General features: G+C 60.7%; 18 protein-coding genes. 15 read left to right on the forward strand and 3 right to left on the reverse strand.

Annotation, left to right across the window (positions count from 1 at the left end; all coding sequences use genetic code 11):
• The 13 genes from VM054_01610 to VM054_01670 form a co-directional block, all read left to right on the forward strand.
• A partial coding sequence (locus tag VM054_01610; GenBank protein ID HUT97755.1) for a T9SS type A sorting domain-containing protein occupies nt 1-874 on the forward strand: 874 nt, incomplete at its 5' end.
• Between the two features lie 237 nt (nt 875-1,111).
• Entirely contained in the window at nt 1,112-3,292 is a 2,181-nt protein-coding gene (locus VM054_01615) for a T9SS type A sorting domain-containing protein (GenBank protein HUT97756.1), read from the forward strand.
• 451 nt (nt 3,293-3,743) lie between these two features.
• Nucleotides 3,744-4,220 (forward strand): cyclic nucleotide-binding domain-containing protein, encoded by a 477-nt coding sequence (locus tag VM054_01620; protein ID HUT97757.1) that lies wholly within the window; start codon nt 3,744-3,746, stop codon nt 4,218-4,220.
• Between the two features lie 144 nt (nt 4,221-4,364).
• The gene (locus VM054_01625; GenBank protein ID HUT97758.1) at nt 4,365-4,898 is read left to right on the forward strand and encodes a deoxyuridine 5'-triphosphate nucleotidohydrolase; all 534 of its coding nucleotides are present in this window, start codon (nt 4,365-4,367) and stop codon (nt 4,896-4,898) included.
• Nucleotides 4,899-4,901: 3 nt separating this feature from the next.
• Entirely contained in the window at nt 4,902-5,300 is a 399-nt protein-coding gene (locus VM054_01630; GenBank protein ID HUT97759.1) for a YbaN family protein, read from the forward strand.
• 82 nt (nt 5,301-5,382) lie between these two features.
• Nucleotides 5,383-6,411 carry an SPFH domain-containing protein gene (locus VM054_01635; protein HUT97760.1) on the forward strand — a complete coding sequence of 343 codons (1,029 nt, stop codon included), beginning with the start codon at nt 5,383-5,385 and terminating at the stop codon, nt 6,409-6,411.
• Nucleotides 6,412-6,454: 43 nt separating this feature from the next.
• Nucleotides 6,455-6,913: a cupin domain-containing protein gene (locus tag VM054_01640; protein ID HUT97761.1), complete on the forward strand. Its 459-nt coding sequence runs from the start codon at nt 6,455-6,457 to the stop codon at nt 6,911-6,913.
• 178 nt (nt 6,914-7,091) lie between these two features.
• A complete protein-coding gene (locus VM054_01645) occupies nt 7,092-7,760 on the forward strand; it encodes a hypothetical protein (protein HUT97762.1) in 669 nt (222 codons plus the stop codon).
• 49 nt (nt 7,761-7,809) lie between these two features.
• On the forward strand, nt 7,810-8,061 hold the full coding sequence (locus VM054_01650; GenBank protein ID HUT97763.1) for a HypC/HybG/HupF family hydrogenase formation chaperone: 252 nt from the start codon (nt 7,810-7,812) through the stop codon (nt 8,059-8,061).
• A complete protein-coding gene (gene hypD / locus VM054_01655) occupies nt 8,062-9,153 on the forward strand; it encodes a hydrogenase formation protein HypD (protein ID HUT97764.1) in 1,092 nt (363 codons plus the stop codon). It abuts the gene before it with no gap.
• Nucleotides 9,150-9,419: a hypothetical protein gene (locus tag VM054_01660; GenBank protein ID HUT97765.1), complete on the forward strand. Its 270-nt coding sequence runs from the start codon at nt 9,150-9,152 to the stop codon at nt 9,417-9,419. The genes hypD and VM054_01660 overlap by 4 nt, the downstream gene beginning before the upstream one ends.
• Before the next feature lie 73 nt (nt 9,420-9,492).
• Nucleotides 9,493-10,044 carry a hypothetical protein gene (locus tag VM054_01665; protein ID HUT97766.1) on the forward strand — a complete coding sequence of 184 codons (552 nt, stop codon included), beginning with the start codon at nt 9,493-9,495 and terminating at the stop codon, nt 10,042-10,044.
• On the forward strand, nt 10,041-10,394 hold the full coding sequence (locus VM054_01670) for a hypothetical protein (protein HUT97767.1): 354 nt from the start codon (nt 10,041-10,043) through the stop codon (nt 10,392-10,394). Before VM054_01665 ends, VM054_01670 begins: the two co-directional genes overlap by 4 nt.
• Before the next feature lie 66 nt (nt 10,395-10,460).
• Here VM054_01670 and VM054_01675 read toward each other — a convergent pair whose 3' ends face one another.
• The 3 genes from VM054_01675 to VM054_01685 all read right to left on the reverse strand — a co-directional run bounded on the left by VM054_01675 (nt 10,461) and on the right by VM054_01685 (nt 12,876).
• Nucleotides 10,461-11,069 (reverse strand): class I SAM-dependent methyltransferase, encoded by a 609-nt coding sequence (locus VM054_01675; GenBank protein HUT97768.1) that lies wholly within the window; start codon nt 11,067-11,069, stop codon nt 10,461-10,463.
• Nucleotides 11,070-11,113: 44 nt separating this feature from the next.
• Nucleotides 11,114-11,683, reverse strand: coding sequence for a hypothetical protein (locus VM054_01680; GenBank protein HUT97769.1), 570 nt, complete (start codon nt 11,681-11,683; stop codon nt 11,114-11,116).
• 80 nt (nt 11,684-11,763) lie between these two features.
• Nucleotides 11,764-12,876, reverse strand: coding sequence for a DUF362 domain-containing protein (locus VM054_01685; protein ID HUT97770.1), 1,113 nt, complete (start codon nt 12,874-12,876; stop codon nt 11,764-11,766).
• 288 nt (nt 12,877-13,164) lie between these two features.
• Between VM054_01685 and VM054_01690 the strand changes: the two genes are divergently transcribed.
• Nucleotides 13,165-13,677, forward strand: coding sequence for a hypothetical protein (locus VM054_01690; protein HUT97771.1), 513 nt, complete (start codon nt 13,165-13,167; stop codon nt 13,675-13,677).
• Nucleotides 13,678-14,111: 434 nt separating this feature from the next.
• The gene (locus VM054_01695) at nt 14,112-15,218 is read left to right on the forward strand and encodes a hypothetical protein (GenBank protein ID HUT97772.1); all 1,107 of its coding nucleotides are present in this window, start codon (nt 14,112-14,114) and stop codon (nt 15,216-15,218) included.
• Nucleotides 15,219-15,432: the final 214 nt, after the last annotated feature.

Genomic DNA, 15,432 nt, shown 5'->3' on the forward strand with positions numbered 1-15,432 from the left:
GATGGACTGGTACTTCAACGTGGACCTGGACTACGACCCCGTCTATCACCTGATGAGCCCCGAGAAGGGCGAAGTAGTATATGCATTCCCCTTCACGTTCGACTGGGAGGACCAACAGATACCCAACCTGGAATCCTACACCCTCTGGTGGGGGACAGACCCGGACTTCATCACCTATAACGAAATTACGGACATTGACAAGTCGGAGTATACGATATCCGGCGGCATCGAGGACGGGGCGCGCGTCTACTGGCGGGTGAAATCGCTCGACGACGGGGGCGGGGAGTATTGGGCCGAGGAGCTGGACTGGTACTTCGACATTGACCTGGGCGGCGGGGTGGACCTCGCCGACTTCGGCGCGGGCGCGACCGACGAGGGCGTTCTCGTAAACTGGCGCCTCTCGGGCGAGGAACCGGCAGGTCTGCGCGTCCTGCGGGGCGCCGGCGAGCCGGAGATGATTTCCGGCAATCTGCCCGGCGATTCATCCAGATACCTCGACCGGGGCGTGGAACCCGGCGGGAGTTACGCCTACTGGCTGGAGGTCATTGACGCGGAAGGCGTGGTCAGCCGCTTCGGCCCCACGGAGGCGGTCTCGGTTCCCGGGGAGACGTTTACTCTCGTCCTCTACGCCGCCTATCCGAGCCCGTCGCGGGATGCCGTCAACTTCGTCTACTCCCTGCCCGACGACGGCCACGCAGTGCTGTCGGTTTACGATTTATCGGGTCGGAGGATTGCGACGCCGGTTGACTCGGAGCTGACCGCCGGGCGTCACGAAGTTTCCTGGTCCTGCGCGGAAATTCCCTCCGGCGTCTACCTCTACCGCCTGGAAACGAGCGCGGGGTCGCTGACGCAGCGGCTGGTCGTCAGCCGGTAGCGGCCTCCCGTCTCGAATCCCACCCGCGCCCTCCGGTACGAGGAGAGCGTAAAAAGACCTTAAATCGAAGACGGGGTTGTTCCCCGCTTTTTTTCTGGGAAGCACAGACCCTTATTTTCCAACGGTTCACCGAATATCTTCTTTTCGGCGTTTTTAAAGGTGACCAGGCGGGTTGACACGGTTACGATTTGGGGTTACATTGACGGCGGATGACATAAGTGATTTGGGGGTGGCGGGATGAAAGCGCTTCACTTTGGCTCGATTCTACTCTTCCTGGTGTCGGCTGCTCCGGCCGGTCTGTGGCATATCGAAGAGGTGGATTACAGCGGCGCGTTAGGTTTCGGAACGTCCCTCGAGCTGGACGCGGACGACCAGCCGCTTATCGCGTACTACATGGATAATCAATTGATGCTCGCCCGGTGGGAGGCGGGGGGATGGAACATCGAGGCGGTTGTAGCAGGTGATTTTGGTGGTGAATCCATTTCCCTGACCCTGGACAGCCTGGACCTACCCCACATAGCTTATGTCGCGAATTGGCCGGCGGTGGACCTTAAATACGCCCACTGGACCGGAACCGAATGGCTGACTGAGACGGTTGACGGTGACGGATCCAGCGGCCCTTACTGTTCCATTGCAGTGGATTCGTCCGATAATCCACACATAGCCTATATGGATGTACAAGCCAACGGTCTGAAATACGCCCGTTGGGACGGCGACGAGTGGCTGCTCGAGATCATAGACACCGATGGCGCTTGTACGGACGTCTCGCTCGCGCTGGATTCGAACGACCGCCCCAACATATCATATACGAACAGGGACGCCGCTGAACTTAAATATGCGCGTTGGGACGGCTCCCAATGGTTGATCGAGACCGTGGACGGCGACGGTCCTTTCCGTACGTTTACTTCGATAGCCCTGGATTCGTCCGAACATCCCCATATCGCCTACGCTTACAACAGCAAAGGCGTCATCTACCAGAAATACGCCTACTGGGACGGGTCGGAGTGGCAGATAGAGAGAGCTGATGGGGGGATTTCGAGTTTGGTTGGTGGTTATTGTTCAATCGCTCTTGATTCCACCGACCAACCCTACATCTCCTATTACAGACAACTTGATACCGTACTCAAATGCGCCCACAATGACGGCTCAGACTGGATTCCCGAGGTTGTGGACCCGGATTCTGGTTCCGGCAGGTATACCTCCATCGAGATTGATTCCCTCGACCAGCCCCATATCAGCTACGAAGGCTCACCTCCCGATTCCAAAGGTCTCCGGTACGCCTGGTACGAGGTCTCCTTTCATCTTTTAAGCCCCGGGAATGGCGATACAGTATACGCATTTCCCATTACGTTTGACTGGGAAGACCACGATCTTGACGGTCTCGAGAGCTACACCCTCTGGTGGGGGACCGATCCGGACTTCATCACCTATAACGAAGTTACGGATATTGACGAGTCGGAGTATACGTTAGTTGGCGGCATCGAGGACGGGGACCGCATCTACTGGCGTGTGAAATCGCTGGACGACGGGGACGGCGAGTACTGGGCCGAGGAGATGAATTGGTACTTCGACGTGGAATTGATCCAATTTCATCTCCTGGATCCAACGAAGGGCGAGGTCGTTGATACTCTTTCGCCACTCCTGGATTGGGAGGATTCCCCCGACTCCGACCACGAATCCTACACCCTCTGGTGGGGAACCGACCCGGACTTCGTTACCTACAATGAGGTTACCGGTATAAACGAATCTAAGTATACGATTCCGAGCGGAATCGGTGATGGGGACCGCGTCTACTGGCGGGTGAAATCACTGGACGACGAGGGCGGCGACTACTGGGCCGAGGAGCTGGACTGGTACTTCGATGTTGACCTGCCCGGCGGGATTGATCTTGCCGATTTCGGCGCGGGCGCGACCGACGAGGGCGTTCTCGTAAACTGGCGCTTCTCTGGCGAAGAGCCCACCGGGGTGCGCGTCCTGCGGGGCGTGGGCGAGCCGGAAGTTATATCAGGAAATTTAACCGGCGATTCATCCAGATACCTCGACCGGGATGTAGAACCCGGCGAGAGTTACGCCTACTGGCTGGAGGTCGTCGAGGCCGACGGGACTGTCGAGCGCTTCGGGCCGACAGAGGCTGTCTCGGTCCCCGAGATAACGTTTGAGCTCGTCCTCTACGCCGCCTACCCGAGCCCGTCGCGGGACACCGTCAACTTCGCCTACTCCCTGCCCGCCGACGGCCGCGTCGTGCTATCGGTTTACGATTTATCGGGTCGGAGGATTGCGACGCTGGTCAACGACGAGCTGACCGCCGGTCGTCACGAGGCGTCCTGGAACTGCGCGGAAATCACCTCCGGCGTGTACCTCTACCGCCTGGAAACGAACGCGGGGTCGCTGACGAAGCGGCTGGTAGTCAGCCGGTAGCGGCTCTCCTCACCCCCGTTTGCGATGACGTAGGGGCCGACCTTTAGGTCGGCCCTTTTTATTAAGACAGCCCTCACCCCCATCCCCGTGCCTCGCAGGCCTCCCACGGGGAGAGGGGGGCCGCGTATATGCCTCTACCCTCACCCTAACCCGTAGGCGAGCCTCTCCCTTAAAGGGAGAGGGGACCGCTACACCCCTCACCCTAGCCCGTCGGCGAGCCGCTCCCTAAAAGGGGGAGGGGACATGCGGCAGCCCTCACCCCTGCCCGTGAGGCTGAGCCTCCTCCCACAGGAAGAGGGTGGGACACCTGCCCCGCGCCTCGCTAGTGGCGATACGTGGGGTGGGGATTCCTAACCCACCACTGTAATTCTCCAATCGCCGACCGGCGGGACCTCGCCGACGCCGGCGATTTTTGCTATAATCTTTTCGTCACGTGTAAGCGAGGTTCCCCATGCCCACCCCGGACCAGATACGCGACGTCATGCTCTTCGCCGGTCTAGACGATTCCGAGCTCGAGGAGGTCGCCTCCCGCATGAAGGAGGAGACCTTCGCCAAGGACGACTTCATCTTCTACGAGGGCGACACCGGGGACAAGTTCTACATCGTGGATTCCGGCATGGTCTCCATCACCCTCGCCATCGAGGGGGTGGGGACCGAGGAGCTTCTGTACCTGGAGCGCCCGGCTTTCTTCGGCGAGATGGCGCTCATAGATGCCGCGCCCCGCTCGGCCTCCGCCGTCTGCCGCAAGGACACCAAGCTCCTCTCCCTGGGCAAGGCGGATTTCGAGAAGCTCATCGTCGAGGACATCGAAATCGGCAATAAAATCATGATCGCCTTCATCCGCACCTTCTGCACCCGCATCCGCAAGTCCAACGAGAAGCTGCGTAACTACTACAAGATTCACAAGGCCTTCGAGGGCTCGTCGTAACCCCGGTCCGGTCCGATTCCCCACGTCCATCCACAGGCGGGTATCTGCACCCGAAGGGAAATCTCGGGCCCGGCCCAGACCGACGTAGAAAACGCGCCCACATCCCCCCAGAGGCGGGAATCCCCGCCTTTTAAAAAAATTTCCATGACCGACCCCGCCCCATTCCCAGGCTCGATTACCGGTGACGAGCTCGCCCGTCTCCTCTCGGGCAGCCCGCCCCTGGTGGAGGGGATGCCCGACCCCCGGACCCAGGTGACCCCGAACGGAGTGGACCTCACCGCGGCCGAGGTGGCCTGGTTTTGCGACGACACTCCCGGCCGCCTGGATTTCGATAACTCCGACCGCCGGCTGCCGGAGACGGAGGTCATCCCCTGGCGGGATGGGCGGCTCATCCTGCCGCCCGGGGTCTACCTCGTCCGTTACTCCGAGAAGGTCAACCTGCCGCGGGACGTTCTGGCGCTGGGGAAGCCGCGCTCGAGCCTGTTGCGCTGCGGGGCGCACCTGGGCAGCGCGGTGTGGGACGCGGGTTACTCGGGGCGCGGACAGGGGCTCCTCGCCGTTTTCAACCCCGCCGGTCTGGAACTCGCCGAGCGGGCCCGGGTTTTACAACTTCTGTTTTTCCGCCTGAATGGGGAGACCGCAGGCTATCGGGGCGGCTACCAGGGCGAGGGCGGGTAGAAGATGGGCGACGAACCGAAGAACGCTGGACGCCTGGGGCCGGTGGCCCGGGGGTTTCTCATCGCCGCCGGCTCGCTCTGTCTGGGTCTTGGCGTTCTGGGCATCTTCCTCCCGGTCCTCCCCACCACGCCGTTCCTTTTACTGACCGCCGTCTGCTACGCCCACGGCTCCAAGAGGCTCCACGACTGGCTCATGGGCACCCGCCTCGGGGCCTACATCAGCGCCTGGCGCGAGAAGAAAGCCATCCCCCTCCGCTTGAAAATTTGGACCCTAACCCTGATGGCGACGTTCATAACCGTCTCCGCCGTCTTCTTCGTCGAGGCGCTCTGGCTGCGCATTCTTTTGGGCGTCGTCCTGGTCGCCGTCGGCATCCACATCCTTTCCATCCCCACGGCCCGTTAACCCCCGCCTCCCGTTGTCAGACCCTGCCGTGGCGTGATATGCTAGGGTCCGCAAATTCCCCCCGCGCATTCAAGGAGTGACCATGGCCATCGAAGTCCTGCAATCCCTCGACAACACGGGCGACGTCCTCGTCGAGCGCGTCCCGCGCGACGGCTCCGGCGACATCGCCTACGGCGCCCAGGTCGTCGTCCACGAGAGCCAGGAGGCCATCTTCTTCCGCGACGGCCAGGCGCTGGACCGCTTCGCCCCCGGACGCCACACCGTCACCTCGGCCAACATCCCGCTCCTGCGGGCGTTGATCAAGCTCCCCTTCGGCGGCCAGACCCCCTTCAAGGTCGAGGTCTACTTCGTCAACCGGAAGGTGTTCACCGACCTCAAGTGGGGGACGCCGCAGCCGGTGGCCTTCCGCGACGCCGAGTTCGGCATCGTCCGCCTCCGCGCTCACGGCATCTACTCCCTGCGCATCACCGACTCCGGCCTATTCGTCAACAAGTACGTGGGCACCGGCAATTTAAAAATGGTCGGCGAGCTCGAGGACTTCCTCCGCGGGATAATCGTCAGCCAGACCTTCGACTTCCTGGGCGAGCAGGTCAAGAGCCTCCTCGATCTCCCCCCGCTCTACGACGAGTTCGCCATTGCGCTCAAGGCCAAGCTCACCGAGGAGGTCGCCACCTACGGGATCGAGCTGGTGGACTTCACCGTGGGGGCGATAACCGCCCCGCCCGAGGTCGAGAAGGCCATGGACGAGCGCGCCAAGATGGGCGCCATCGGCGACATGGACCGCTACACCCGCTACAAGACCGCCGAGGCCATCGGCGACGCGGCCAAGCAGCCCGGCGGCGGGGGGATGGCCGGCATGGGCGCCGGACTCGGCGCGGGCATGGCAATCGGGGGACAGATGGCCGACGCCATGAAGGACAAGGGTGGGTCCAAGGCCGCCCCGGAGAAGGTAATCGTCTGCGGCAAGTGCGGCTTCGAGAACGCGGCGGGGAACAAGTTCTGCGGCAAGTGCGGCGCGCTGCTGCACCCCGTCTGCCCCCACTGCGGCGCCGAGCTCGTCCCCGGCGACAAGTTCTGCGGCAAATGCGGCAAGGAGATTGAACCTTCCTGACGTCGCGGGGTATCCTCAAACGCCGGGCCGGAGGTGGGACCGAATGGCCGAGGCGAAGATAGAGCTAAAGAGAGGCGTGAACTTCACCGCGGCGCACCTGCGGGGATGGGAGAGCCTGGAGGAGTTCAGCTTTCAGCTTCCGGGGATGAAGGACCGCTATCCGGGGAAGCTGTTCATGAAAGAGCCGCTGGGGCTTACGGGGGTGGAGATGTCGCTCAACCGCCTCCCGCCGGGCGGCGAGATTCCCTTCCTCCACCGTCACCGGAACAACGAGGAGCTGTACATCTTCATCAAGGGGCGGGGGCGATTCCAGGTGGACGGCGAGGTCCTGGAGGTCGGCGAGGGGTCGGTGATACGGGTCGCCCAGGACGGCGTCCGCGCCTGGCGCAACGACTCAGACGAGGACCTGTACTTCATCGTCATTCAGGCCAGGGCCGGCAGCATGCCCGACGCGTGCATCTCCGATGGCGTCGGCGTCAAGGGAAAGGCTGAGTGGGATTAGCCCCTTGCTCGGCCACCATCTCCAACCCGCCTGCCCGACCGCGGCGCCTTTCTCACCCCCGGCGACAAATTCCGCGGCAAGTGCGGCAAGGAGCTGAAAGAGTAAAAAGAAGCTCACAAAGAACAGCGAGATAGACGGTTCATGTTTCCGCGAAACATTTTCGAGGTATGGTGTTGGCATGTGCAAGAAGGCAGATGATATAGTCGTTTATGCCTGTGATGTAGGCTCAACAAGAGGAGAAAACTTCGGATGGGCCAAATGCGAGAATGGAGAGATAAAATTAGGTACAAACAAAATAGATGAATTGGTAAATGAACTTTCCAAGTCACTTTATAAGAAACCCGTGGCACTAGGTTTCGAATGTCCCTGTTTCCTGCCTATCCCTGGAAAATCCGCCCAATTGAGTAAGGGGCGAGTTAATGAACACGACAGGTCATGCTTCGCTCCCGCAGGCGGCTATGTAGCTACACTCGGTATACACCAAATGGCATTTATATTCGATAATATAAAACAAAATGTTTTAAAAGTATCAGTTAATTATAGTGAATGGGATAAAGAACCTAAGTCACTTTTTATTTGGGAGGCATTTGTATCTGGAGCTGCTCACAGCGATGACAACAACCATATGCAAGACGCAGCCACAGCGGTTGATGAGTTTATAAAGAGGTATAACAATGGTTCACTGGGAAATAGCGATGTAACAATCCCAGTTGGCTCAGAGTGCATTTCACTAGCTGGTCTGGCTTGTAGATGGTCCAATCTGCCATACACTAATGACGTGTTACGCGAAGAACTGATGGTTATTAAACCTACCGAGCAATATAAGAACGAAATTGAAAATAGCTAACTAACCTGCTAAGTTTCCCAGCGAAGGAATACGCACCACCGGAGCCACCATGTGCCTCTCCGTGCCGATGAGAATCATAGAGGTCGAGGGGGATAAGGCCGTCGTCGAGCTGGGCGGCGCCACCCAGGAAATCTCCGTCGTCCTCGTGGACCCACCGCCCGTCCCCGGCCAGTACGCCATCGTCCACGCCGGTTTCGCCCTCAACGTGATAGACGAGGACGAGGCGCGGGAGAACCTGGCCCTTTTGGAAGAGCTGGCCGAGCACCACCAGCGCGAGCTCGACGCCCGGGGGGAGGGGTAGTTGCGCCACCTGGATGAGTACCGGCGGAAGGGGCTGGTGCGGGGTTTGGCGGCGGCGATTACGGTCGAGGCCGACCCCGAAAAAATCTACACCCTGATGGAGGTCTGCGGGACGCACACCATGAGCGTGGCCCGCACCGGCCTGCGGAAGCTCCTGCCGAAGAATATCAAGCTCCTCTCCGGACCGGGCTGCCCGGTGTGCGTGACCGGCGTGGGCTTCGTGGACGCCGCGGTCGCCTACGCCCGGCGGCCGGAAACCATCGTCTGCACCTTCGGCGATATGGTGAAGGTGCCGGGGTCTTCGGGCTCCCTGGCGACGGAGCGTGCCCGGGGCGCCGACGTCCGCGTCCTCTACTCCCCCGCCGAGGCACTTGCAATCGCGGGGGAAAACCCGGATAAGCTCGTCCTCTTCCTCGGTGTGGGCTTCGAGACGACCACGCCCACCGTGGCCGCCCTGGTGGACGCGGCGGTCAAGGGGAGCGTTAAAAATTTCGCCCTCCTCTCGGCGCACAAGACCATGCCGCAGGCGCTGCGGGCGCTCTGCACCGGCGGGGTGAAGCTGGACGGATTTCTGCTGCCCGGCCACGTGAGCGTCGTCACCGGCCTGGGCATCTACCGCTTCGTCCCGGAGGAGTTCGGCCTGGCGTGCGCGGTGACCGGCTTCGAGGCGGCGGACATTTTGAGCGGAATCCTGGCCCTGGTGCGACAGGTGAACGCCGGCGAACCGAAGGTGGAGAACGCCTACCCCCGGGCGGTGACCGAGGGGGGCAACCCCAAGGCCCGGGCGCTGGTGGCGAAATATTTCCAGGCGTGCGACGCCGACTGGCGCGGCCTGGGCGTCATCCCCGGCTCCGGCCTCGAGCTGCGGGAGGAATATGTGAATTACGACGCGCTCAAGGCGTATCCCGTGGAGGTCGGGGAGCCGATGGAACCGGCGGGCTGCCGCTGCGGCGACGTCCTGCGCGGGCTGATCCACCCCACCGAATGCCCGCTATTCGAGAATCCCTGCAACCCCGGGGAGCCGATGGGCGCCTGCATGGTCTCCAGCGAGGGCGCCTGCGCCGCGGCCTACCGATACGGAGCGCGGACATGAACGTCGCGGAGCTCGCCGAGGCGCTGTGGGTCATCGGCCTCTCCCTGGCGGCCAACGGCCTGTTGTGGTATTTCATCGGCGGCTGGAACGTGAAGAACGAAAAAGGTAAGACCATCGGCCCGCCGGGGTCTAATTTCAAGAAAATCGAGGTCGAGGGGGCCGACGCGGTGAAGCTCGGTCAGCGGCGGCGGAAGTGGAGCCAGGTGATGTTCATGGCCGGTATCGCGGCGCTGGTGTCCTGGGCCATAACGTGGATGGGTGGTTAGCGCCGCCCTTGACGGAAACCCCGAGACGTACTATATTGGTCCATGGAGAAATACATCCAGGGATGTTTTTTATATGACCAGAGCCCGGTGGATTGGTCTGTTCGCGGTCCTGTTGGCCCTCGCGGGCTGCACGGAACCGGCGGAGCTGGATACAAGCGCGCCCGAGCTTCTCTACGAGGGACCGGTCGGCTGGTCGCCCGAATTATCCCCGGACGGCACGTATCTGGCTATCCCTGAAGGCGTCAGTTACGGTGACGATGAAGCCGTGGACATGCTGCTCCTGGACATGGAATCCGGCGAGATAACGAACTTGACGCAGTACAACCCCCTGGATGGAATAACCCAAGACGCTCGTTATCCCTGTTGGTCGCCCGATGGGGAATACGTCTACTTCATCCAGGTCGAGGGATGGGATCCCATCTATAGCGTCTGTCGCATCCCCTCCGCCGGCGGCGATATAGAGACCATCCTCACCCTGCCCGAAGCACGCCTCCTCGGCGTCAACGGCGCCGGCACCGAACTGGCCTTCTACTACCGGGACGATAACTATTCGTACCACATTGGCAGGTACGACCTCACTTCCGGTGGGCTGACCGACGTCCCCGGCGGGGACGACCTGGGGTGAAGAGCCTGAGGTACACGCCCGACGGGGAGTCCCTCATGGCGACAATCGAGCGGAGCCCGGACATCCCCTACCGCTCGGACGTGGTCCTCTTTCCCCTTGTAGACGGCGAACCGGTGGAGCTGGACTTAGATTTCGACTGGTCGCCCAGCCGTCTCTCCTTCTCGCCGGAGGGCGACCGTTGCCTTTTCCAGTGTTTCCAGTACCACTGTATCGTCCCGATTACCGGAGGCGAAGGCGCGTACTATCTCCCCGACGTGTGGGGGGAAATCACACGGGGGGCTTGGTTCTCATACGGTTACATCTACTTCGTCCTCGACGGGTACGAGGTCTGGCGGTACAAGCCTGAATAGCGGCGGTGGTGCGGTGCATAAAAAGAGCGGGCCGCGGCCCGCCTCTTTTTTACGACATCCCGAGGATTAACCCGGTGGCGCCACCACCACGAAGTAAATCCCCTTCTCGATGATTTCGTGCGGGCGCAGGCGCGTCCTTTGCAAAATTTCCCGCACCTCGGGGATGGTGAAGGAAATTTTCAGGATGGGGACGAGGTGCCCCAGCCAGGAGCGTTTGATCGAGCCGAGGTACAGCCGGCCACCGGGCGCCAGTACACGCTCCAGCTCGTTCACCAGCGCCACCGGGTCGGGCACTATCTGCAGCACGTCGGTACAGATGACCACGTCGAAATGCCCGTCGGGGTGGGGCGTGGCCGCGGCGTCGCCCACCTCGAAGCGCAGGTTCGGGAGGGGGCCGGACTTCGCGGCCTTCTCCCGGGCCATTTCTACAAGCTCGGGCGAGAGGTCGAGGCCGACCGCCTCCGCGTCGGGAAAGACCTTGGCCAGCTCGATTGAGCACTCCCCGCTGCCGCAGCCGGCATCCAGGATGGGTCCCCCGGTGTAGCCGACGCGCGCGAGCTCTTTGGCGTAGGTGCGCCCCATCCGGCGGTTGCGTGCCGCCGAGCGACGCCCGTAGGCCCGCGCCTTCTCAGGGTCGGCGAACATTCCCTCGACCAGCTCCGGCTGCCGCTCCACGGCTCACCCTCGCAGAATATTCACATACCTATTTTCCATAAAACCTAGTTTTTATTGAATAGGGAAATGCCTTTGATTGAAATGACATTAGCTAAGTCAAGTACCAAGATAACAATATAAATAAAATATAAAACAATGAAGCACCACGGCAATAATTTCTCAATTTTGGGTAATCTTTTGTAATGAGCACAAAACTTTCCTTTACCAAGTGCCAACCACTCTGCTTTGAACAGCGATAAAGGCAATCTACTCTCAATCTCCTGGATCAGCGAAAACTTCACTTCAGTAAGCTTTGCGAAATTCCTCGACAGCCTAACCCAATAAGCACAGATTAAAACACCAACAGAAGGGAATATCAGGCCCCAATAAATATCAAATTTAAAAGCAATTGCTGCAATCAGAGCTGCGTTTATGGCAACAAGATAGTTGTTATGCGTGTCTCTTCTTCGACCGACCTGATCCATTACATTTACATAGCATTTATATTGTTCAATCAATAACTTATCTTTATCAAGTTTATTATTTTCGTTGAAGAGGACTTTCTTCGCTCTTTCTTGAAGAACGTGCGAACAAAAATCGATAAGTCTTTCTTTGTCTTTCTTACAATTACTCATCTTTTGCTCCTTTAGTGGCAGTTGACACTTATTAATTTTGCTGGCGCGTGAGGGATATGAAATAGTAGCGACGCCTTAAATCACTTCTCCCGCGCGAAGCGGGGCTCGTACGTCTCGAACAGCCGCCCCCAGGGCGATTCGTCCAGCCACCTCTTGTAGATGCGCTGACCCTTCCAGTTCCACCAGAACTTGTCGTGGTAGAGGTCCGAGGCGGCGACGAATACCGAGACCAACGGCGTGTGGAAGAAGAGCTTCTGGATGGGGCGGAAAGGCCCGAACCAGAGGAGGTCCCCCACCAGGGAGGCGAAGTTGTCCCCCACGGTGAAGCCCCAGCTTTCCTTCGAGACGTCCACGTCGCCGGCGATTTCGATTTCCTCGATTCGCCCCGTGCCCAGGCCGCGCTCGTGGGCCAGCCGGATGTACTCGATCTGGAGGGGGTCGAAGCCCATCATCTTGGCCGCCACGGCGTCAATGGCCACCTGGTCCGCCGAGGCCAGCATGAGGTCTTTTTGTACCGGGATGAGGGTCCGCGGCCCGGGGCCGTTGCCCGCCGAGGTGCCGTCCATCACGGCGAAGATTCCCGGGTGTATCTCCCGCTGAATCGCCAGGAGGTCCACCAGGGTCTGGTGAATCCAGGAGTGGGTGTAGTGGCGCCTGGTGGCTAAAAGCCCCCCGAAGGCGTTCTTCATCGCCCCGGTGGTGGTGGTGTAAATGTGGCACTTGACCGTGGGCAGATGGACGATGTTCTTGCCCAAAAAGTAGTCGGGGAGGTGGATACCCTCGGGGAAAATTCGATTCAGGACCAGCATCTCGGCCTTCGGTTCGTAGCGGCGCCACACCATGTGGTCCGAGCGGAAGTTGAAGAGGACCGGGACGCCGTACCTCTCGTAAACGGGTCGGTACTTGTTCAGAAAATCGCCGCGCTCGGCCTCGGTGACCACGGTCTTGTTCTCCACGGCCACCAGGTCGCCCCGGCCCTCGCTCGCACGCAGGGCCTTTATGACCCCCTCGAGCTGCCAGGGGGTGGTGTTGGCCGAGGGCATGGGCAGGTGCCAGGAGATGTTGTCCTTGAGGATGGTGGTCTTCCTGGCGGGCAGGGCGCCCTCGAAGCCGGCGAGCTCCATCGCCCGGGCGGTGTCTTCCAGGACGGACTCGGGTCGCGTTTTTACGACGGCCACCTTGGCGCGGGCCATTGACTCTCCTTGGGGTCTCGATTAGAATATTCCGAATCTTGTACAGGCTCGGAGCCGTCCCACTTCGGGCTTAGGCTAGCATAATTAACCTAATAGTTCCAAGGGGCGGCGGGATGTTACATTTTACCCCATCGAACCGGAGCGGGGGATACAGGTGCCGGCGACAGCGGGAAGCTCAATTTTTATAATTGATTAAGAAAACCGCGTTTAGCTACCTGGGCACCTTTGGACTGTACGTGGCATGGAGTTTGCTTTACAATGGGTCGCAAGTCCGTCCGGGAACGAATCTTGAAGCCCAAGAACCTCATCATCTTAGCCGCTTTCGCCGTCCTGGTGCTCACCGCAGGGGTCCTGCACTTCGGTCAGCAGCAGACCCAAGCCGCGGCGCAACAGCACGTCTCGATAGTCTCGAGCGAAAAAAACGACTCCCTCGAACAGGCGGGTGACGGCATCAACGTCTGGCTGATCAAGGGCACGGTTCCCGCGGACGGCTTCGTCTCCTGCCAGGTCAGCTTCACCGACGGCCGGGTCGAGACCGTCCCCCTCGACGGGAGTTACGTGCTCGACGACCGGTGCTATTTCCTGGTTTCCCTCTTCCCCGCAGTGGGCGATTGGGGCGCCACCGTGCGCATTTCCTACAATCGTCTGGACCAGACCGAGGCCGACTTCAGGGCCGACCGTATAGTGATGTTGGAAAAGGTCGCCCCTCAGCTGCCCGCGGACAGGCCCGAGGAAGGCTTCATCTGGCGTGGGGAGGAGCTACCGGGGTGTAACGTGTGGCGTTGGGAGATTAATTTGTAGCCTGCGTTCCCGGTAGAAAAGGGGCCCCCCCTAGGGGGCCTTTTTACAGGTGGAAATTGGTGCCGTATCCTGACCCTCCCCCCTGGGTGAGTCTGTATGGTGCGGGCCGGGGTGGGTGGTGCGATAGCGGGCGGGTAACCCTCGTCATCGCTACCGGTATGGCGCAGACCGTAGAGAGGGGGGCGGCGCAACGGATCACGGACGGCGCGGTAAAAAAATACCCCGCACGGGTACGGGATTGACTTACGGCATTTCCCCTGGTAAAATGTTACGGACGATTGAAATCCACCGTCCTCCCAGGGCGGACGGATGGTAGCGCGGCAGGCGGATACGCAAAATTAAGGTTACGAATTAATCCATTCCCCGTTTCCCGGCCTCAAAACAAGCTGAAAAAATCACTACTCAACCCACCCCCCCCAAAAAAGGAGACTCCCATGCGTAAGCTCATTGTGCTCTTGTCCTTGGTTCTACTCTGTACGGCGTTCGCCGGTACGCCCTTCCTGAGCGTCGGCGGCTCCAACGACGCCCAAACCGCCCACTGGCAGGCCTACGACGACGGCACCGACGACGTGGCCGCCTGCGTCGTGGACGACACCGACGAGTACGGCCTGGGCGACAAGACCTGGATGTACAACACCGACGGTATAGACTTCTCCGACGCGGAGACCGCTTACCTCACCTTCTCCTACATGCTGGACACGGACAGCTCCGACGACTACCTGGCCGTCTACGCCGTGGACTACGAGCCCGTCGGCGGCGACTTCGACCCCGATTCCGAGACGCCCCTGGAGGTCTACGACACCAACGCGGACGACTGGACCGACGAGACCCTGTTCCTGTCCGACCATCTCGGCGAGGACGACGTCTACATCGTCTTCTACTGGGAGTCCGACGCGACCGACGTCGCCGCCGGCCCGCGCCTCAACGAGGCCTGCGTCTACTCCTGGGACGGCGAGTCCATGGATTGGAACCAGATACTCTACTGGAACGAAAACCACTACGGTGAGGCGGTCAACCTCGACCTATCCGACGGCGCCGGCGGCACCATCGGCGTGGACTTCCACTACAACGACGCCAGCTGGGACTGGTACTGCGAGGTGGACAACGCCGTCATCTCCGACGACTCGCGCGGCGAGCTCCTCAACGAGCAGTTCGAGTCTTGGCCGCCCTCGGGTTGGGACATATACACCGGGGAAACCTACACTTGGGTGAGTAACACCACGTGCTACCGCTCGAACCAAACCGGAGGCAGCGGTAACTGCGCCGACGCCGACTCCGATTACTGGTACATGGGGGTCGACGCCCACATGGTTACCCCGCCCATCGACTGCTCCGGCAGCACCACCGTCGACCTGGACTTCCTCGCCTACTATTGGGACATCGGCGGCGGCGACTACTTCGAGGTCCTGCTGGGCACCGCCGGCATGTCGGCCGACATCGAGGACATGTTCGACGACCTCGGCGGCTGGACCACCGTGGACGAGGGCGAGTACCTCGACGTGGTGACCACTAGCTGGGGCGACATCAAGGCCACCTTCTAGTCCCGTACCCGCAACGCTGAAAAAGGGGTCGGTCGTCCGGCCCCTTCTGTATTGCTTAAACAGACGTAGGGGCCGACCTTCAGGTCGGCCCGCGGTTTCCCTTGTAAACGGCGATGTGGGGCGGCCCCGTGGGACGAGTCCCCTGCGGGCCGCCGCGATATTTTGATGCTCGACGGTGGTTAAACCCGCGGGCGGGTGTGGACACCCGCCCCTA

The sequence above is a fragment of the bacterium genome (genome assembly GCA_035528375.1).
GTDB lineage: Bacteria > RBG-13-66-14 > RBG-13-66-14 > RBG-13-66-14 > RBG-13-66-14 > RBG-13-66-14.